We start from the raw sequence: 18656 nt of genomic DNA, 5'->3' as shown, positions 1-18656 counted from the left end.
CAGTCATGAAACGTTTCTATTCTTTGTTCGCACTGCCTTTCATTTCTACGCTCGTATTAGCTAACGATCTGTTACCGGACCGCCAGAAAGAGCTACCTGCGATAGAAAAAGAAAAGCACGGTGAATACTTAAAACCGCGTGGTCTCAGCACAATCCCAAACACCGCATTTGGTGAGCAAGTAAAACGCGGTTACTCGCTCTTTGTTAACTCACAACAAATGCGCGGAAAATACGTTGGCAACGAACAAAACTGTGTGAACTGCCATATGGAGGCAGGACGAAAAGCAAACGCTGCGCCACTGTGGGCAGCTTACATGGCATACCCGGCATATCGTAAGAAAAACGATCGCGTAAATAGCTATGCTGACCGTATCCAGGGTTGTTTCGAGTATTCCATGAACGGTAAAGCGCCCGCTTACGATTCGCCAGAAATTGTTGCCCTTAGTGCTTACGCCTACTGGTTAGCGATGGGCGGTTTGCTTGACAAACATGGTATGGCGGATATACCCATTCCAGAACTAGACGCAAAAGCGTTGCAAATTGGTGGAAAAGCAAAAGACTTTCCGTTGCCCGAAGCCATCGCACAAGCATTACCAGTTGAAAAGCGAGGTAATCTCTCTGGGCGTGGCTACCCAAAAATCGCCGCCCCTGAGCAAGAACCATCAATAGAGCGAGGCGCATTGGTCTACGAAAAGAACTGTGAAACTTGCCATCGCGCCGACGGTTCAGGCATCAAAGACACCAACGACCATTCATACATTCCACCACTTTGGGGCGAATATGCGTATAACTGGGGCGCAGGTATGCACCGGATTAACACAGCGGCCTATTTTATTTACGAAAACATGCCGCTTGGGAAAAGTGTACAGCTGACAGAGCAAGAAGCTTGGGATGTCGCAGCATACGTCAACAGCCATGAGCGTCCACAAGATCCTCGATTCAAAGGCAATGTCACCGCAAACGCGGAGAAATATCACCAGCACCAAGGCTATTACGGCAAAACGCTCAACGGTACGCAAGTCGGCTCCAATGCCTTTAAGAGCGGAACGGTCAAGTAAAGTACAACTAAGCACCTTAAATAAAATGCTCTTTTTCCCTGCTCAGATTATCTGGGCAGGGTTACTTACCCTTAAAAACAAGTAATTACCCCCCTCCACAGACAAGCAATATCACATTATTTTCGACTTCCAACATACTCATCTTCGCCGTAAAATCTTGTACCAAACGTGACTTCGTTTATGTCTTAGATCTCCCATATGCTCTAATGCCAAAAGTAAGAAACTCGTAAACTCCTGAATCAAAACAAGCGTGCCTAGTGAAAAAAGAGTATTCTTAAAGCAAATGAATCTAAAACCTACCCGATGAGTATTCAACCTAATTCCCGTCAGTTAATTTCATGCGAAGAGTGCGGCCTTGTTGTTCGCATTCCCGATATCGAACAGGGGCAAAAAGCACAATGTCCTCGATGTTCGCATTCGCTGACTAAAGTGAATGCCAAGCCTTACCAAAGCGTGATCGCCATATCATCGGCATGTTTGATCATGTTAGTGCTAAGCATTTCTTTCCCTTTTATGTCGTTCAGCGTGCAAGGGTTGTCGCAAGAGATCACCTTGTTGCACGCTGCCAAAATGCTGGCTGAGTTTCAAAATGTGCTTTTGGGTGTGCTGCTACTCGCAACAGTTATCGTTTTGCCTGCCATCTATGTTGGTCTCATTCTCTTTCTTCACCTTGAAGCATTAAAAGCACGTAAACATACCCCCTCTAGAAAGCAGCAACGAATGGCAAAAGTTTTATGCCGTCTTCTGTTTCGAGTCGAACCCTGGTTAATGGTGGATGTCTTTTTGATTGGCGTGTTGGTCAGCTTAATTAAAATCGCTTCCCTCGCAGACATAGGAATGGGCACTTCATTCTGGGCGTTTTGTGTATATACCGTTCTGGTAGTCAAATGCATATCAATGGTCGACAAAAGCTGGCTCTGGGGGCACTTTATTCCAGCTATCGAGCTACCTGATGTAAAAGAGGGTGATACGCACCATAACCACAACCATATTGGTTGTCATACGTGCCACCAGCTCAACCCTATTGAAGCTAAAAAACACCAACACTGCATTCGTTGTAAAAGCCCTATTCACAAATACAACCCCGCAGACAATTTACAAAAAGCTTGGGCGCTTTTGTTTGCTTCAATCATTTTCTATATCCCTGCGAACCTCTACCCTATGATGTACACCGTAAGCCTTGGACATGCAGAAGGTTCAACTATCATGGAGGGGGTAATATTGCTTTGGCATTTAGGTTCTTACCCTATTGCGATGGTAATTTTCTTTGCTAGCGTATTTATTCCAATGGCGAAAATGCTGGCACTCGCGTGGCTGTATTACAATGCGCAAAAAGCGCGATATCTTCCGCACGAAGAGAGTATTTCACGCTTAAAGATCTACCGTATAACTGAGTTTATTGGCCGTTGGTCCATGATCGATATCTTCGTCGTCGCGATCTTAGTTGCACTGGTTCAGCTGCAAAACTTAATGGCGATTTATCCAGGTCCTGCTGCGCTCTCTTTCGCGGCAGTGGTCATTTTTACTATGCTTTCTGCAATGATATTTGACTCACGTTTGTTGTGGCAATTGCCACAAAACGAAGTGCAGGAGCCGATTTCTGACAACTTAAACGAGAAAGCCAAATATGAGTGATGAGAACAACGTAACCGCTCAAATAAAACCGCAAAAGCAGATTTCTGCGATATGGATTGTCCCGATCCTTGCGCTAGCCATGGGAGCGTGGATGCTGTTCCAATATATCAACAGTACAGGCCCACAAATTACTCTCCAACTGCCAACCGCAGATGGGATTGAGGTTGGCAAAACCGAAATCCGAGCATTGAATGTAAAAGTCGGACTGATTACTGAAGTCACTCTCAGTGAAAATTACGATCACATCATCGCTAAGGCACAAATGAACAAGGATGCAGAACGCATGCTGCGAGATGACACCATGTTTTGGGTGGTGAAGCCTCGTATTGGCCGTGATGGCGTTTCAGGTTTAGAGACCTTGCTGTCTGGCGCTTATATCCAACTTCAGCCGGGTAAATCTAAAATAGAGAAAGAGCGCTTTACGGTCTTAGATGTTCCCCCAGTCGCCTCTCCTGATGCAGAGGGGTTACGCCTTGTGTTAACACACCGCGAGGCTGGTAAGCTAGGCGTTGGTGACCCCGTCATTTATAAAGGCTTTACGGTTGGTCGCGTAGAGAAAACCAGCTTTGATGTTGACACTCGCAAAGCGTTATACCAACTCTTTATTTTCAAGCCTTATGACAGCTTAGTGCGCACTCGTACCAAGTTCTGGCTGAATTCTGGCGTAGATTTACAGCTCAATGCTGAAGGGTTCGAAGTCAAGTTTGGCTCATTAGAGAGCATGCTAACGGGTGGTGTTACCTTCGATACCGTTCCAGGTCTTGAATCCGGTGAACAGCTCACTGAAAATATGGTCAACTTCCGCTTGTACGATGATATTAAACAACTTCGAGAAGGTATGTACGATGATTATATTGAATTCGTTATGCTTTTTGATGAATCGGTACGAGGACTTAAACGTAAGGCACCTGTCGAATATCGAGGCTTGAGAATTGGTACTGTGATGCGTGTACCAATGCGACTTCCAACCCCAGAAGAGAACTTTTCTGCGAAAAAAATCCCTGTATTGGTACGTATCGAGCTCGGCCGTGTTTATGGCGATTTCCAATCCCAATCTTTACCAATGTTAAAAGATAAATTGAAGAGTGAGTTTGCTAAAGGCCTACGTGGTACTTTAAAAACAGGTAACTTATTAACAGGCGCACTGTATGTTGACGCCGACTTCTATCCAAATGACGAGCCTTACGTACCGAGTAAGTTTGCTGATTTAGATGTTTTCCCAACCATGCGTGGTGGTTTTGCGCAGGTTCAGCGCCAAGTGAACGACTTCCTAAATAAGATTAATAACTTACCAATGGAAGAAACACTAGACTCTCTCAATTCAACGTTAAAAACGTCCGAAAAAACGTTAGCTTCAGCAGAACGCGTGGCGGACAGTATTGATAAACTTTTGAATCAAAAAGAGACGCAAGAGATCCCAACAGATATTCGCCAAAGCTTACAGCAATTACAAAAAACACTCGATGGTTATGGGCCCAACTCAACCATGTACAGCGAAATGGAAGCCACGCTAAAAGAATTAGAAAGCGTGATGACAGAGTTTAAACCCGTACTTAAACAGCTAAACGAAAAGCCAAACTCTCTTGTGTTTGGAGAAGATGAAATCAGTGACCCAATACCAGTTAAAGGCCAAAACTAATGAAACGAGTATTCTTTCTGTCTATCGCGCTATTTGTCGGTCTAACGGGTTGCAGTAGCGCTCCGCAAACTAAAGGAGCTATGTACCTTCTACCTAAGGCGGAACCAGTGACGCTGAGCTCTTCTGATATCGCTCAGCGCCCAACTTTAGTTGTTCGTCCAGTGACATTGGCGAGTTATTTGAATGATAATGGCATTGTTTATCGAACCTCTGAGACCCAAGTTATTCAGGCAAAACACAATCAATGGGCGCACAGTATTTCTGAGCAAATCACTCAGAGAGTTGTCGCGGAACTACGTAAAAAGCAAAGTCATTACTGGCCGACTGAAATGAATAATCTGTTGGATCAAAGCGGTGAAGCCAAACTACAGCTTACGTTAAATAAATTTAATGGCAGCTACAAAGGTAATATCGAAATTGAGGGAGAATGGTTGCTCATTAATGCCGAAGGTAAGGTCGAAAACAGTGCGCCAATACAAATCTCACAGCCGCTTCAAGATGAGGGCTATGAAGCGCTCGTCAACGCTTTATCCATAGGCTTAGAAAGCCTAACCTCAGACATTGCCAAACAACTCTAAGTCAATGTTAATTACAGGGAAGCAAGTTGCTTCCCTTTTTTATGCAGAGTGTAGCGACTTCTACTAAGCTGAAAGCTGACGAAAAGCCGAAAAGGAAATTGGATGAAACCATGTAACCTGCTATCACTCTCCTCACTCATTCTTGTATTACCTACATCAGTAGCGCTCTCAGCCGAGACACAAGAATCTCGTTGGCGAAATAGCATAGAAGTGTACATGCTAGGACTGAATATCCACGGGGATACCAGTATTGGTCGCTTTTCATCAGAGGTGGATGTCGATCCTAAGTTCATCGTAGACCACCTCGATATTGGGGCGATGTTGCGATTCGAGAGTATTTACCAAAGTAAGTGGGGCTACTACATAGATTATAGTTTCATGAACTTAAGTGGTGATGTTAATAATATCAAGGGCGCTCTGCCTAACGCTCGTTATCGTGCGGACATCGAAATACGGCAAGGTGTTCTAGAAGCAAAGGCATTCCAACGCGAACAATATTCATTTGGTAAACTGGATTATATGTTTGGATTACGTTGGTGGGACAATGACATCACCGGCAAGCTGTATCGTAATGATAACCGGGTACTAGAAGATAGACTGTCATTACAAGAAGATTGGGTCGATTTTTTAGTTGGCTTGCGACTCATTGATGAATTGAGCGAAAACTGGCGATTTCATGCCAGCATCGACGCCGGACTTGGCAACGATACTCACTTCACTTATGCCATTCAAACTGGTGTTCGTTATCGTTTTAACGAATGGTCTGATCTCAACTTAGCTTACAAGTCGACCTGGGTTGATTACAAAAATGAGGGAGTATTTGAATATGATACAGCTTCTCAAGGACTTTTAGTCGGACTTGGCTTTTACTTTTGATCAGGTGAAATCCTAGCCTATATTCAAGCGTTGTAACGTGTACTAGCTCTAGGTACACGTCTAGTGCCACGTTACAGATGCTTAAATAAGGCAAATTGATCTTCATCAGACTATAAATTGCTCTTCGGTGCTACTCTCTGTCACAAAATATAAAACCCCACTCTATGACCTCATATAGGTCTTGTTGATAAGGTTCCCGAGTAGCAATGTCGATTAACATTTCCGATTTAACCACCGCCCTAAATAAGGTGGAGCATATTCATAAAGTGCAGCTTGAAAACGTACATCAGTTCTTCAAAGCAAACGAAGCTTTCTCGTTGCAAACATTCAGCCAGCTGATATCAAGCGACTCGCTTGATGATCGATTTAAAACCATCGATAAAGCGTTCTCTTTGCTTGGTGATGCAAAAACCTACCTTTTAGAAGCGTCTTACCTTATTAAGTAAAAAAGAAAGCCCCGATAAAATTCATTACCGGGGCTATCATTTTCTATCTAAACTACTGATTTACAATTTGTAACGATCATCAATTACCGTTAATTCTGGGAAGGTTTTACCCTCGTCCATCGCTTCTTCTGTCTCTTCTTTTACTTGGTTATCAATCCAGAAATTACCGATATCCATTGGATGAAGCACCCATTCTGTCGCTTTTGTCATGCCGTTTTTAGGAATTTTAACCCAGCGCCAATGAGCAACTCGAGAATAAGGCACCATGTAGCCAGGAACGATGATGTTCGCTTTGCTGACATAGTTTTGGATTTGATGCGACAAGTCGTAACGCTTCTCCTGATCAAACTCAGAGTCATACGCTTCAATTAACTTGTCTAGCTCAGGGCTGCTGTAGTTGGTGTGAGCATTCGTTTGTGGTCGATTTGCATTATCCGAGTGTAGGTATTCCCAATACGCAGGGATCTCACCAGAGCCCATATTCAAAAACGCTAGCTGATGCTTTTTCTCAAGAATGTATTTAAACGCAGATGAGCCATCCACCAAGTTTAACGTGAACTCAAGACCAGCAAGTTTCGCTTGCTCTTTCAGGTATGCAATACGCGGTGTCCAAGAGTTGTATCCGTAGGTGATAGCAAAGCTCAAGCGTTGGCCCTTGTCGTTAACACGAATACCATCTGCGCCCACTTTGTCAAAGCCCGCTTTTTCGAAGTGTTTAACCGCCGCATCAGCATCAAACTTTGGCGGTGTATTGTTAGGATCATCGTATTCGCCATGACCAAATCCGAGTCCATGCGGTTTACGTGAATAATCTCCACGCATGATGTTTTCAATCATGCCGTCATAGTCAGTGGCTGCCATAACACCTTTACGCACTTCTAGGTTATCCAACATCGGCATCGCTGTGTTCATCCAAAGACCACCAGCTCCTTGCGGTGCTTCGTTAAAGCCCCAGTACTTTTGGATATAGCCTTTTTTGTACACATCACTATTGGTTTTGTCATGCCAAAAGCTTGGTAGCACCATCTCAAAGTAGTCTAAGTTGCCTTTCTCAAAGTGCTTCATGGCAATATCAGGATCGCGAATCACCTTAATGCGAACCTTTTCAACGTTATAACGGTTTTTATAGTAGCGGTTGTTGTATCCCCACCAATCTTCACCGACATGTTTGAATGTCACGCTCTTACCTTTCTTCACTTGATCAATGTAGTAAGGCGCTGCGGTTGGCTCAGATTTAAAGTTAAACTTTCTGACGAAGTTATCAGGCATGCCATCGTTATTTGCGTCCTTTTCTCCTTCAAAGAAGTGTTCAGGACGAGGCTGAAAACCATTACTTGGCATGTTAATCATAACCATAAGTGAGTCATGACTTTGAGCTACAGCAAGATTGACTTTGATCGTGTAGTCATCAATTTTTTCAACACTCACAATACTGTTTGTGAAAAAGTCGTTATACCACGGGTCGATAATGTCTTTTGACGTGTAGTACTTCATCATAAAGACGTAATCATCTGCTGTAATTTTTTCACCATCTGACCACTCGGCCGTTTCGTCGAGTTTAAAGAATACGGTTTTGTTGTCTTCTCCAAATGCCCATGACTTAGCAAGTTGAGGGATCCATTTGCCAGTATTTGGATGACGCTGAGCCAGTTTTGGTGAACCATCCATTAAGTATTGGCGCAAACCTGAGTTCGCATCTGGACCAACACTTCGTAATGTTTGCGGAAAGCTCTGAATGTAAGTGCGATAGGTGCCACCTCGTACCGCCTCTTCAGAGGCAAATAGAGGTTCGTTGTTGTTTGAAATCCATTCGATATCAGCTGGCAATTCTGCCGCACTCAGTTGAAAACTGGCAGCGGTCAGTGTTGCTAGTACTGAAAATGGCAGTTTTTTAGTCATGTTTCTTCCTTGTTGTGTTTGCGCACTAAGGTCGTAACAAGGAAGACAGCGTGTGAAAGCTCACAGAAAGCTGCGATTTAAAATACGCAGATAGGAAATAATAGGAACGTAATATGAAGTGACGTCCTGCCAGCTTCTATATTAATTTCAAAGAGTTTCACTAGGTCATCCTAGACCTTACAACGCAGTGAATGCATCTTCGCCATAGTATTCTTTAGACATTTGTAACGCAAGCCATCAATAACACATGGTTGCATTTTCGAGGCATCACAGTGAGTTATGTTACAAAAGTGTGATCGGCATAGTACCAAGCCCTACTTTACTCAGAATAAACCGCAGAACCTTTATCTCAATTGGCCCCGATATACCAGTTACAGCGAGTAAATGATCAGACATAGCTGGTTAAAAGGAATGTTTTTTTACCGCGATTAGTATTTTCATTCGATATAAAAAGTGAGGCATCTTAGCCTCACTTTTCTCCATACAATCGAGACAGTGCTTACATTTTAGATAAGCTCTCATTGATCGACTTCAGCACTTCTGCAGGATTTGACGCTTGAGTGATAGGGCGACCAATCACAAGATAATCTGAACCTGATTGGATAGCGTCTACTGGCGTCATGATACGGCGTTGGTCACCTTGTTCTGAGCCAGCAGGTCGAATACCAGGGGTCACTAATTTAAATTCTTGGCCTAGCTCGCTCTTCAGTAATGAGGACTCTTGCGCTGAACATACGACACCATCTAAGCCTGCGTTTTTGGTCAAGGTTGCTAGACGAATAACTTGCTCCTGAGGCGCAACATTCAAACCAATACCAGCTAAATCACTTTGTTCCATACTGGTTAGTACCGTTACACCGATAAGAAGTGGACGATCTTTACCATATGGCTCAAGAATTTCACGTGATGCCGTCATCATACGCTCACCACCGCTCGCGTGTACGTTCACCATCCATACACCCATTTCAGCCGCAGCGCGAACTGCTTTCGAACAGGTGTTTGGAATATCGTGAAATTTTAAATCTAGGAATACAGAGAAACCACGTTTATGGAGTTCACGTACAAAATCAGGACCAAATAGCGTAAACATCTCCTTGCCAACTTTTAGTCGGCATGACGCAGGATCAATTCTATCTACAAACGCAAGTGCATCTGCTTGGTTATCATAATCCAGTGCGACAATAACTTTTTGGTCGATCATTTCATCTCCTAACTGTTTTGGTTCTTATTCAATAAAAAGTTAAAAAAATGCAGCGGACAGAAACTCTGCCAGCTGCATTAAGAATTATTCACCATCCAATCCGCGGATTGGCTTGATCGTCCCCCATCCTTTACAGGACGGACAATGCCAATAAAGGGAATGGGTAGAAAATCCACACTTCCGGCATCGGTAATGCGGTTTCACTTTTAACTGTTCACCCACCATCGCTTGTAGTGTTGATAGGCTGTCTTTCGCTCGACCATCTTCTGCTTCTGCAATGTGGTAGTCAATTAAACGGTAGAAGCCCTTCATGGTTGGGTTTTTCAGCAATTGTTTCGTCAGTAACTCTTGAGCAGCCCCAACGTTCTCGTGATGAGCAACTAATTGAGCCAACATCAACTCGGCTGATACGCCTGCTTTCTTATCAATACAAGCTCTCAGAAACTCGACAAGTTCATCTTCCTGACCCAGATGATGATAGCATTCTGCAATAGTTGGCAAGACATCACTGATAAAGTCTTTATCTTGCTCAAGTACCCCCGTCAGATATTTGATGGTGTGCTTATAGTCTTCAGACTCTAGGTAAATTCGTCCCAAAGCAATACTTGCTCGAACACACTTCGGGTCTTCCGCTAACGCTTTTTTAAAATGCTGTATTGCCTTATTAGTATTCCCATCAGCTTGGTCGAGCATGGCTATTTCACACCAAAAATGGGCAATATTTGCACGCATCCTTGAGCGTTTATTACCTAACTTAGCCAATTGGTTCGCGTAATAAATCGCCTTTTCCCATTCTCGTGTTTGCTGATAAATGGTCACTAATTGTTGAAGAGCCGCCTCTTTGTAATCTGGCTCTTCGACTAACTGTTCGAAGATTTTCTCTGCACGATCAAGAAAACCTGAGACCATGTAGTCTTTCGCTAACTGTTGAAGGGCGAGGTTCTTTTGGTCCAGTGTTAAGCCTGAACGAGAAATAAGATTTTGGTGAATTCTGATTGCGCGGTCGACTTCACCACGAGACCGGAACAGGTTACCCAACGCAAGGTGAGTATCGATGGTCTCGTTATCAACTTGGAGCAATTCAATAAAGTGATCGACAGCCTTATCTGATTGGTCAGAGAGCAGCAGATTAAGACCCGTCATATACTGACGAGAGATTTGATGAGATTGCTTCTGCTTGTCTTGCTGAGCGCTGCGATGCCCCATATACCAGCCATACGCAGCAGCTATAGGCAACAACAAGAAGAGTAGTTCAAGCATTAAAGTTAAGCCTTATCCTTATGCCTGTTTTTCAATGGCTGGCTTATCAGCAGCGTTGTTTGATTCAGTTGGTTCGTACTTTTTCAGTTTTTTCTTTAAACGACGGACCTGTAGCTGAGTTTTCAGTTGGATGCTACCAAAGATAACCCACGCTAAAGCAAAGCCAACCACAAATACTACACCTAATAGCGTAGATAAGTGGAACTCTCCTTTTGCTAGAAGATAGTTAAAAGTCACGAGCTCTTGGTTTTGGGAACCTAACGCCAATGCAATTAAAAAGAGAGCTAAAACAGCAACGATTTTTATAATTTTCATGTTACATCACCCTTCTAGGAGTAAGTCGGTAAGATTATGCAGGAAAATGCTTCTTCAGACTACGTATATTAGCAATAATCTATACCCAAGTAACCTCAAGATGCTTAGTTTGTAGACATGCTTAGAAGTTAAAGTTATTTGGGTATAGAAAACAGCTGAATCCACAATTAGATTAGTAAACGATCTTAGATGTATGACTAACTTGGATACATTACAAAAAAGCGGCATACACAAACGTATGCCGCTTTTTTCAAACTAATAAGAGTGCATTAACCAATATTTACACGCTCACGAAGTTCTTTACCAGGTTTGAAATGTGGAACGTATTTACCTTCCAATTCCACTTTATCGCCCGTTTTAGGGTTACGACCTACGCGAGGCTCGCGGTAATGAAGAGAAAAACTACCAAAGCCACGGATCTCGATACGGTCACCGCTCTCTAGTGTAGAGGCCATGTGCTCTAAAATATCTTTTACAGCATCCTCTACCTCTTTCGCTGATAAGTGTGTTTGCTCAGCGCAGAGTCTTTCAATCAGTTCAGACTTAGTCATAGTTGCCCTCTTTGAGTATCTTTATCACTTATTATAGTAAGTAATACTAATTCCAACAAACACTTGCTGACAATTCTAGACAAATTTTATGCAAAATGCGCAATGAAGAAATGCCTTTTATTAAGATAGTTTACTGTCATTAGTATTACTACTTAAATATGACCAAATATAAAAAAGGAGCCTTGCGGCTCCTTTTTTGCTTAAGCGAGTATATTATTCGCCTTTAGCAGCTTTGAAAGCGTCAGCCATTGCGTTACCGAATGCATTGTCATCTTGCTTGTTGATAGATGCCATTGCTTCTTGCTCGTCAGCTTCGTCTTTAGCTTTGATAGATAGGTTGATTACGCGGTTCTTACGGTCTACACCTGTGAACTTCGCTTCAACAACATCACCAGCGCTTAGGATTAGAGAAGCATCTTCTACGCGATCGCGTGATACTTCAGAAGCACGGATGTAACCTTCAACGCCTTCTGCGATTTCAACAGTAGCGCCTTTAGCGTCAACAGCAGTTACAGTAGCGTTAACTAGAACACCTTTCTTGTTGTCAGCAACGTAAGCATTGAATGGGTCATTTTCCATTTGCTTGATGCCTAGAGAAATGCGCTCACGCTCAGCGTCTACTGCTAGAACAACTGCAGAGATCTCGTCGCCTTTCTTGTACTCACGTACAGCTTCTTCGCCAGCAACATTCCAAGAAATGTCAGATAGGTGAACTAGACCGTCGATGCCGCCTTCTAGACCGATGAAGATACCGAAGTCAGTGATAGACTTGATCTTACCAGTAACTTTGTCGCCTTTAGCTTGTGCTTCAGCGAATGACTGCCATGGGTTAGCTTTACACTGTTTCAGACCTAGAGAGATACGACGACGTTCTTCGTCGATTTCAAGAACCATAACCTCAACTTCGTCGCCAACATTAACAACTTTAGAAGGGTGGATGTTCTTGTTAGTCCAATCCATTTCTGAAACGTGAACTAGACCTTCAACGCCTTCTTCGATTTCAACGAAGCAGCCGTAGTCAGTTAGGTTAGTTACGCGACCAGTTAGTTTGTGACCTTCTGGGTAACGCTTAGCGATTGCTACCCATGGATCTTCGCCTAGTTGCTTAAGACCTAGTGATACGCGAGTACGCTCACGGTCGAACTTAAGAACTTTAACTTGGATCTCGTCACCAACGTTAACGATTTCAGATGGGTGCTTAACGCGCTTCCAAGCCATATCAGTGATATGTAGAAGACCGTCAACGCCACCTAGGTCAACGAACGCACCGTAGTCAGTAAGGTTCTTAACGATACCTTTAACTTCAGAACCTTCTTGTAGAGTTTCTAGAAGCTCGTCACGCTCAACGCTGTTCTCTGATTCGATAACTGCACGACGTGAAACAACTACGTTGTTACGTTTTTGGTCAAGTTTGATAACTTTGAACTCTAGCTCTTTGTTTTCTAGGTGAGCAGTGTCGCGGATTGGACGTACGTCTACTAGAGAGCCAGGAAGGAAAGCACGGATACCGTTTAGTTCAACAGTGAAACCGCCTTTAACTTTACCGTTGATGATACCAACAACAGTTTCAGCTTCTTCGTAAGCTTTCTCAAGTACGATCCAAGCTTCGTGACGCTTAGCTTTCTCACGAGAAAGTTGAGTTTCACCGAAACCATCTTCAACAGCGTCTAGAGCTACGTCTACTTCAGCGCCAACTTCAACTTCAAGTTCGCCAGCAGCGTTCTTGAACTGTTCAGCAGGGATAGCAGATTCAGACTTAAGACCAGCGTCAACAAGAACGAAACCGTTCTCGATAGCTACTACAGTACCTTTAACGATGCTGCCTTGTTGGAATTCTGTTTCGTTTAGAAACTCTTCAAAGAGTTGAGCAAAAGATTCAGTCATTTAATTAATCTTCAATAAATTAAACTTCCACGGGTATCCTACCGCATGGGGTTATTAAATTCGCCAGTCATCATCCTTGCGACCAACGCTCTTAGCCTAGTCGAGTATTATTACTCAGCTAGCTTCGATTCGATATATTGTAGTGCCTTTTCTACTACTTCGTCGATAGTCATCGACGTAGAATCTAGCACAAGCGCATCCTCAGCAGGGCGTAATGGCGCCACTGGGCGGTTACGATCTCGGTCGTCACGCTCTTGGATCTCGCTTAAAAGGTCAGCAAATCTAACATCTAACCCTTTCTCTTGCAACTGTTTAAGGCGTCGATTTGCACGCTCTTCAGCACTTGCATCAAGGAAGATTTTTGCTTGCGCACTCGGGAATACAATTGTGCCCATATCACGACCATCAGCAACCAGACCCGGAGCGGTCTCAAATGCACGCTGACGACGTAGTAATGCTTCACGAACACGTGGCAAAGCCGCAACTTTAGATGCTGCCATACCCGTTTCTTCTTTACGAAGCTCCCCTGACACATCTTCGCCTTCTAGAATGACCTTAACTAAGTCACCTTCCGCGATAAATTGAACGTCTAGGTGTGTTGCTAGTGGGACAAGAGCATCTTCTGACTCGGTGTCGACACCGTGGTGAATCGCAGCAAGTGCAAGTACACGATAAATTGCGCCAGAATCTAAGAGTTGGAAACCCAACTTTTTCGCCAGCAACATACATAAAGTGCCTTTACCTGCACCACTAGGTCCATCTACGGTTACAACCGGAGTTTGAGAGGACATGTTCTTCTCCACCAATAGTTTCTTTTCAGCAATTTGCTCGGTTTTCGAGGCGCACATTATACGGGTAATCAGTCTTTGGAGCGAGGAAAAATGTCGTGTAAAGCATTACACCTAATGCGTAATTGGATTCATCAATAAACATAAAGTTCAACAAAAACGGCGAGAGCTTCTGCCCTCGCCGTTTTAAATGTCATGAACTTAAGCTCGATTAAACAATCGGTTTTTGACCACGCTCAGCTAACTTTAAGATCACACTGTCAGCAACTTTGCCCGCGACACCTGCTAGCTTGTCTGCCAGCTTTTTCTTCTGCACATAATGCACAGAAAGTACGGTTTTATCTTTGCATGCCGCAACAACGATATCATCAGATGTACTAATGTCATCCACCAAACCAAGCTCTTTCGCTTGTGTACCGAACCAGTGCTCACCAGTGGCTACTTTGTCTAGGTCCAAACTAGGACGACGCTCACGGATGAAGTCTTTAAACAAGACATGTGTTTCTTCAAGTTCTTGCTTAAACTTATCGCGCGCTTTATCGGTATTCTCACCGAACATCGTTAGCGTGCGTTTATATTCACCCGCTGTTAGTTGTTCGTACTCAATATCATGTTTCTTCAACAGTTTGTTGAAGTTAGGAATTTGTGCGATAACGCCAATAGACCCCACAATTGCAAATGGTGCAGAAACAATCTTATCTGCTACACATGCCATCATGTAACCGCCACTTGCCGCAACTTTGTCAACAGAGATGGTCAGAGGAAGACCCGCAGCTTTGATTCGGTCCAGTTGAGAAGAGGCAAGGCCGTAACCATGAACCATACCACCGCCAGACTCTAAGCGAAGTAACACTTCATCACCTTCACGTGCGACAGCCAAAATAGCGGTGATTTCTTCACGTAGAGACGCGACTTCTTTTGCGTCTATGCTACCGTTGAAATCAAGAACAAATAGGTGTGGTTCACGCTTGCTATCTAATGAACCGTCTTTGCTCGCTTGTTTGATTTCTTTCTCGCGAGATTTGTTCTTCTCTTTTTCTTCTTTCTTGACGGCTTTATCTCGAGCCTTGATGAAAGCATCGTCATGCAAATGATGCTCTAACTGCTCAACAGATTGTTTGTGTTGCTCTGAAAGGTTGGTAATCTCTAACTCCCCTTTCGCCGCACCCGATTTGCCACCAGCCGATTTTGCAATAATGAGCAGAACAATTATCGCAGCAACCACCGTGATAATTTTGGCCAGAAACAGACCATAATCTAATAAAAATTCCAACGAGAGCTCCTTTATCTCATTTCAGATGACGTTAGTATGTTACGCAGAAACATCAGCGAGAAGGCAGCGCGGTTTGTAACCACTTGTTCTGATTGATAGCATACCTAACGAAAGTTCTGGAATTGGTATAACACATGAATTGGTGTATTGTAACCATCTTGTCACGATTACCAAGATTTTCCATTGAGAAACAGGCGTTTTTTAGCGTCAATTAACTATCATGGACCCTCTTACAATAATAAGGATTTATCGCCGTGAACTACTCCGTTTCAGCTGATGCTCTAAAAGGTAAAGTCATTCTTGTTACTGGCGCTGGTAATGGCATCGGCCGTCAAGCCGCGCTTTCTTATGCAGAGCACGGTGCAACTGTTATTCTCTTGGGTAGAAATGTGCAAAACCTTGAATCTATCTATGATGAGATTGAAGCTGCTGGCTATCCACAAGCAGCTATCATTCCATTGGATCTCAAGGGCGCAACTCAGCAGAATTACATTGATATGGCAGAGACAATCGAAGGACAGTTTGGTCGCTTGGATGGTCTATTACACAACGCAGGTGTCTTGAGTTCGCTGTGTCCATTTGATCAAATCAAAGAGGAAGACTTCGACGATATCATGCAGATCAACGTGAAAGCCGAAGTGCTAATGACTCAAGCACTACTGCCTGTGATGCGTAAATCAGAAGCTGGGCGTATTATCTTTACCTCTTCAACCGTCGGCCACTCTGGCCGCGCATTCTGGGGGCCATACGCTATCTCTAAATTTGCCGTAGAAGGCATGATGCAAGTTTTGGCTGACGAGCTGAGTGATACACCGATCCGCGTTAACGCAATTAACCCTGGTGCCACTCGTACTCGCATGCGTGAAAAAGCATATCCGGGTGAAGATGCGAATACTCTCAAAACGCCACTGGATATCATGCCGCTATATTTGCACTTAATGGATCCTGCGGTTACCGATGTGAACGGTCAGTGCATCGACGCTCAACCGAAGCGTAAATAACTCATTCAGGTTACCTCACATAATCGATTGAAAAGGCAGCAAACGCTGCCTTTTTTCATTTCTCTCTTCATAAAAATCTTGCGACTTTCTCCCACAGAAATATACTGTATATATATACAGGTGTTTATTATGCAAGATATTATTCAGAACTTAAAAAGCCAACACCTTGTTTGGCAAGCAAATTTAACGAAAGCAGATCCTCAGCAGTTGCAGACTAGTTCCGGTTTTTCTGAATTAGATGATTTGCTCGGCGGAGGCTTTCCACCTCATGGCGTAGTGGAGATGGAATCTATTGGTAGTATTGGTGAATTGCGTTTGCTCGCTCCCTATTTAAAAGCCACTCAGACCAATGGTATGACCGCATTTATTCAACCACCTGCGCTAGTGAATTCTCTGTTTTTACACTACATCGGGTTGGATATAAACCAAGTGTGGGTCGTTACTCCAACTCACCCCAAAGACGCTCTTTGGGCTGCAGAGCAATGTCTGAAAAGTGGGGTATGCAGTAATGTTTTGTTATGGCAAGAAGAGCTTGAAATACATCAAGTGAAACGCTTACAGGTAGCAAGTGAACAAGGGAGTTGCCCTCTCTTTATGCTTAAAACAGATACTATCAACCGCTTGTCTTTGCCTGTGTCACTCAGTTTAAAACTGAAAGGCGACGAGCAAGGGATTCATGTTGAAGTGCTGAAAAGGAAAGGAGGCTGGAATAGAGGTAGCGTTAGTATCGGATTCCAACACCATTACCCGCAACTGGTGAAACCATCATCTGAAACTGTGCACTCGACTGTGGTCAATTTCCCACTGGCGAACCAAGGTTAGTGATATGGCTCTGTGGATTTACTTGCACTTCCCTCGCCTACAGCTAGACGCACTCTTTGGTGATAACCAAGAACAACCCGTGGTGATTGTCGAAAGCCAACGTTGCCAGATTATTCAATACAACGAGATTGCCGAACAACAAGGCATTAAGCCAGGTATGGGCCTAGGCAGTGCTGCGTCCTTGTGTCGAGATTTACAAGTGCATCCTTATCATCCACAAACCGAATTAAATAAATTACAAGAGGTAGCTCAGTGGTTGTATTTGATCACATCTGACGTTGTGTTGATGCCAAACCAAGGTATTTTACTGCGTGCTACTCCAATGCTCGCTCTGTATGAAGGGCTTGAAAACTATTGGAATAAAGTCAGAGCTCACTTATCGGAGCTGAAACTGAGTTTTCAATTCGGATGTGGTTTTTCGCCTTTTGCTGCCAAATTGATGGCAATATCAGGAGCGAACGTCATCAGTGAAGACAAATCTGCCATACAAAAAGCTTTATCACCACTACCGTTAAAACTGACAGATTTATCAAACGCTACCGTAGAGAAGTTACAACGTGTAGGCGTCACCACATTGCAAAACCTGCTTGAACTGCCATTGCAAGACATCGCACGACGCTTTGATATCGATTTGGTGAACTACGTTGGTCGACTGACTGGGCAGTTTAAACACCCTGTCGACTTTTATCACCCTACCGAATCCTTCCAAGTTTATTTAGAGCTCTTGTTTGAGATCGAAAACGTTCAGTGGATTGAAAAGCCGTTGGCCAAATTACTTCGTCAACTCGAAACCTTTCTTAAATTAAGAGATAAGGTCGCTTTTGAACTGTGTTTAACACTCCACCAGCGTGAGAAACAAGAGCAACACCTTCAACTCACTTCTGCGCAAGGTGATTACCTATGTCAGCGTTGGCAACAGTTAGCGAGTTTGAGCTTAGAGTCACTCTCGCTTAATGGCCCAGTCACAGGGCTAACGTTAAAAGTCATCCGTCAAGGTGAGCCTCTTAGTGCATCACGCGATCTCTTTGCTGGGCAGAAAGGAAACATGAATGCTTTAGAGCTGCTCTCTTTACTGCAAGCTAAATTGGGGAAAAGTGCCGTTTTAAAACCCAATATTGCTTGCGATCCTAGACCAGAAAAGGCCAGTCAGTATCGCCCTGCTGATGCTCCGGATGAAAAGGGGCACGCCATACCTTCCATACTACGCCCCGCAATGCAATTACCCACTCCCATTGTATTGCAAGAACAAGTTTCTTTGGTCCACGGACCTGAGCGAATAGTTTCTGGGTGGTGGGATGGTGATGAGATCATGCGTGATTACTACATTGCACACACCAAGCAAGGCCGCTGGTTATGGATATTTCGTGATCAGCACAAGCACTGGTTTCTTCATGGCTATTTTTGTTAAATCGACAGTTATTTTTGTTGGA

Annotated in this window: 17 protein-coding genes; 9 read left to right on the top strand and 8 right to left on the bottom strand. The window is 43.7% G+C overall.

The features are described 5' to 3' along the window. Nucleotides 1–5 precede the first annotated feature (5 nt). The 6 genes from R7P67_RS18130 to R7P67_RS18105 all read left to right on the top strand — a co-directional run bounded on the left by R7P67_RS18130 (nucleotide 6) and on the right by R7P67_RS18105 (nucleotide 6232). Nucleotides 6–1058, top strand: coding sequence for a c-type cytochrome (locus R7P67_RS18130; RefSeq protein WP_262653418.1), 1053 nt, complete (start codon nucleotides 6–8; stop codon nucleotides 1056–1058). 303 nt (nucleotides 1059–1361) lie between these two features. Next, complete coding sequence (locus tag R7P67_RS18125) at nucleotides 1362–2693, top strand: paraquat-inducible protein A (RefSeq protein ID WP_137282256.1); 1332 nt, start codon at nucleotides 1362–1364, stop codon at nucleotides 2691–2693. Beyond that, the gene (gene pqiB, locus R7P67_RS18120; RefSeq protein WP_005376682.1) at nucleotides 2686–4332 is read left to right on the top strand and encodes an intermembrane transport protein PqiB; all 1647 of its coding nucleotides are present in this window, start codon (nucleotides 2686–2688) and stop codon (nucleotides 4330–4332) included. Before R7P67_RS18125 ends, pqiB begins: the two co-directional genes overlap by 8 nt. Further along, entirely contained in the window at nucleotides 4332–4910 is a 579-nt protein-coding gene (locus R7P67_RS18115) for a membrane integrity-associated transporter subunit PqiC (protein WP_258473927.1), read from the top strand. Before pqiB ends, R7P67_RS18115 begins: the two co-directional genes overlap by 1 nt. Nucleotides 4911–5012: 102 nt before the next feature. After that, on the top strand, nucleotides 5013–5786 hold the full coding sequence (locus R7P67_RS18110; protein WP_005385811.1) for a hypothetical protein: 774 nt from the start codon (nucleotides 5013–5015) through the stop codon (nucleotides 5784–5786). A gap of 206 nt (nucleotides 5787–5992) precedes the next feature. Further along, the gene (locus R7P67_RS18105; RefSeq protein WP_005376679.1) at nucleotides 5993–6232 is read left to right on the top strand and encodes a hypothetical protein; all 240 of its coding nucleotides are present in this window, start codon (nucleotides 5993–5995) and stop codon (nucleotides 6230–6232) included. A gap of 60 nt (nucleotides 6233–6292) precedes the next feature. On the opposite strand, the gene R7P67_RS18100 is transcribed toward R7P67_RS18105, so the two are convergent. The 8 genes from R7P67_RS18100 to sohB form a co-directional block, all read right to left on the bottom strand. Beyond that, on the bottom strand, nucleotides 6293–8131 hold the full coding sequence (locus tag R7P67_RS18100; RefSeq protein ID WP_017633867.1) for an extracellular solute-binding protein: 1839 nt from the start codon (nucleotides 8129–8131) through the stop codon (nucleotides 6293–6295). Nucleotides 8132–8630: 499 nt separating this feature from the next. After that, nucleotides 8631–9332 (bottom strand): orotidine-5'-phosphate decarboxylase, encoded by a 702-nt coding sequence (pyrF, locus tag R7P67_RS18095; RefSeq protein WP_017821659.1) that lies wholly within the window; start codon nucleotides 9330–9332, stop codon nucleotides 8631–8633. Between the two features lie 84 nt (nucleotides 9333–9416). Next, the gene (gene lapB, locus R7P67_RS18090; RefSeq protein WP_005376665.1) at nucleotides 9417–10592 is read right to left on the bottom strand and encodes a lipopolysaccharide assembly protein LapB; all 1176 of its coding nucleotides are present in this window, start codon (nucleotides 10590–10592) and stop codon (nucleotides 9417–9419) included. 18 nt (nucleotides 10593–10610) lie between these two features. Continuing rightward, a complete protein-coding gene (locus tag R7P67_RS18085; protein ID WP_005376663.1) occupies nucleotides 10611–10907 on the bottom strand; it encodes a LapA family protein in 297 nt (98 codons plus the stop codon). 269 nt (nucleotides 10908–11176) lie between these two features. Further along, a complete protein-coding gene (gene ihfB / locus R7P67_RS18080) occupies nucleotides 11177–11458 on the bottom strand; it encodes an integration host factor subunit beta (RefSeq protein ID WP_005385816.1) in 282 nt (93 codons plus the stop codon). A 213-nt stretch (nucleotides 11459–11671) separates the two neighbouring features. Further along, nucleotides 11672–13342, bottom strand: a complete 1671-nt coding sequence (gene rpsA, locus R7P67_RS18075) for a 30S ribosomal protein S1 (RefSeq protein ID WP_005385817.1) — start codon at nucleotides 13340–13342, stop codon at nucleotides 11672–11674. Nucleotides 13343–13452: 110 nt separating this feature from the next. Continuing rightward, on the bottom strand, nucleotides 13453–14133 hold the full coding sequence (gene cmk, locus R7P67_RS18070) for a (d)CMP kinase (protein ID WP_021033981.1): 681 nt from the start codon (nucleotides 14131–14133) through the stop codon (nucleotides 13453–13455). Nucleotides 14134–14341: 208 nt separating this feature from the next. Further along, nucleotides 14342–15403, bottom strand: a complete 1062-nt coding sequence (gene sohB / locus R7P67_RS18065) for a protease SohB (RefSeq protein ID WP_005385819.1) — start codon at nucleotides 15401–15403, stop codon at nucleotides 14342–14344. Nucleotides 15404–15657: 254 nt separating this feature from the next. On the opposite strand from sohB, the gene R7P67_RS18060 reads away from it, so the two are divergent. The 3 genes from R7P67_RS18060 to R7P67_RS18050 all read left to right on the top strand — a co-directional run bounded on the left by R7P67_RS18060 (nucleotide 15658) and on the right by R7P67_RS18050 (nucleotide 18634). Then, nucleotides 15658–16404, top strand: coding sequence for a YciK family oxidoreductase (locus tag R7P67_RS18060; RefSeq protein WP_005372980.1), 747 nt, complete (start codon nucleotides 15658–15660; stop codon nucleotides 16402–16404). A gap of 129 nt (nucleotides 16405–16533) precedes the next feature. Beyond that, the gene (gene imuA / locus R7P67_RS18055; RefSeq protein WP_033905734.1) at nucleotides 16534–17226 is read left to right on the top strand and encodes a translesion DNA synthesis-associated protein ImuA; all 693 of its coding nucleotides are present in this window, start codon (nucleotides 16534–16536) and stop codon (nucleotides 17224–17226) included. Nucleotides 17227–17230: 4 nt separating this feature from the next. Beyond that, on the top strand, nucleotides 17231–18634 hold the full coding sequence (locus tag R7P67_RS18050; RefSeq protein WP_172563544.1) for a Y-family DNA polymerase: 1404 nt from the start codon (nucleotides 17231–17233) through the stop codon (nucleotides 18632–18634). Nucleotides 18635–18656: the final 22 nt, after the last annotated feature.

This window comes from Vibrio sp. Vb0937 (assembly GCF_033338855.1).
Note: the sequence above shows the minus strand (reverse complement) of the source record. Positions and strands in the feature narration are given on the sequence as shown.

Bases quoted from the DNA above. Each gene is read 5' to 3' on its own strand.
- R7P67_RS18130 (WP_262653418.1), top strand. From the start codon at position 6: ATGAAACGTTTCTATTCTTTGTTCGCACTGCCTTTCATTTCTACGCTC.
- cmk (WP_021033981.1), bottom strand. From the start codon at position 14,133: ATGTCCTCTCAAACTCCGGTTGTAACCGTAGATGGACCTAGTGGTGCA.
- imuA (WP_033905734.1), top strand. From the start codon at position 16,534: ATGCAAGATATTATTCAGAACTTAAAAAGCCAACACCTTGTTTGGCAA.
- R7P67_RS18085 (WP_005376663.1), bottom strand. From the start codon at position 10,907: ATGAAAATTATAAAAATCGTTGCTGTTTTAGCTCTCTTTTTAATTGCA.
- R7P67_RS18115 (WP_258473927.1), top strand. From the start codon at position 4,332: ATGAAACGAGTATTCTTTCTGTCTATCGCGCTATTTGTCGGTCTAACG.
- pqiB (WP_005376682.1), top strand. From the start codon at position 2,686: ATGAGTGATGAGAACAACGTAACCGCTCAAATAAAACCGCAAAAGCAG.
- pyrF (WP_017821659.1), bottom strand. From the start codon at position 9,332: ATGATCGACCAAAAAGTTATTGTCGCACTGGATTATGATAACCAAGCA.
- R7P67_RS18100 (WP_017633867.1), bottom strand. From the start codon at position 8,131: ATGACTAAAAAACTGCCATTTTCAGTACTAGCAACACTGACCGCTGCC.
- R7P67_RS18050 (WP_172563544.1), top strand. From the start codon at position 17,231: ATGGCTCTGTGGATTTACTTGCACTTCCCTCGCCTACAGCTAGACGCA.
- ihfB (WP_005385816.1), bottom strand. From the start codon at position 11,458: ATGACTAAGTCTGAACTGATTGAAAGACTCTGCGCTGAGCAAACACAC.
- lapB (WP_005376665.1), bottom strand. From the start codon at position 10,592: ATGCTTGAACTACTCTTCTTGTTGTTGCCTATAGCTGCTGCGTATGGC.
- R7P67_RS18105 (WP_005376679.1), top strand. From the start codon at position 5,993: ATGTCGATTAACATTTCCGATTTAACCACCGCCCTAAATAAGGTGGAG.
- R7P67_RS18110 (WP_005385811.1), top strand. From the start codon at position 5,013: ATGAAACCATGTAACCTGCTATCACTCTCCTCACTCATTCTTGTATTA.
- rpsA (WP_005385817.1), bottom strand. From the start codon at position 13,342: ATGACTGAATCTTTTGCTCAACTCTTTGAAGAGTTTCTAAACGAAACA.
- R7P67_RS18125 (WP_137282256.1), top strand. From the start codon at position 1,362: ATGAGTATTCAACCTAATTCCCGTCAGTTAATTTCATGCGAAGAGTGC.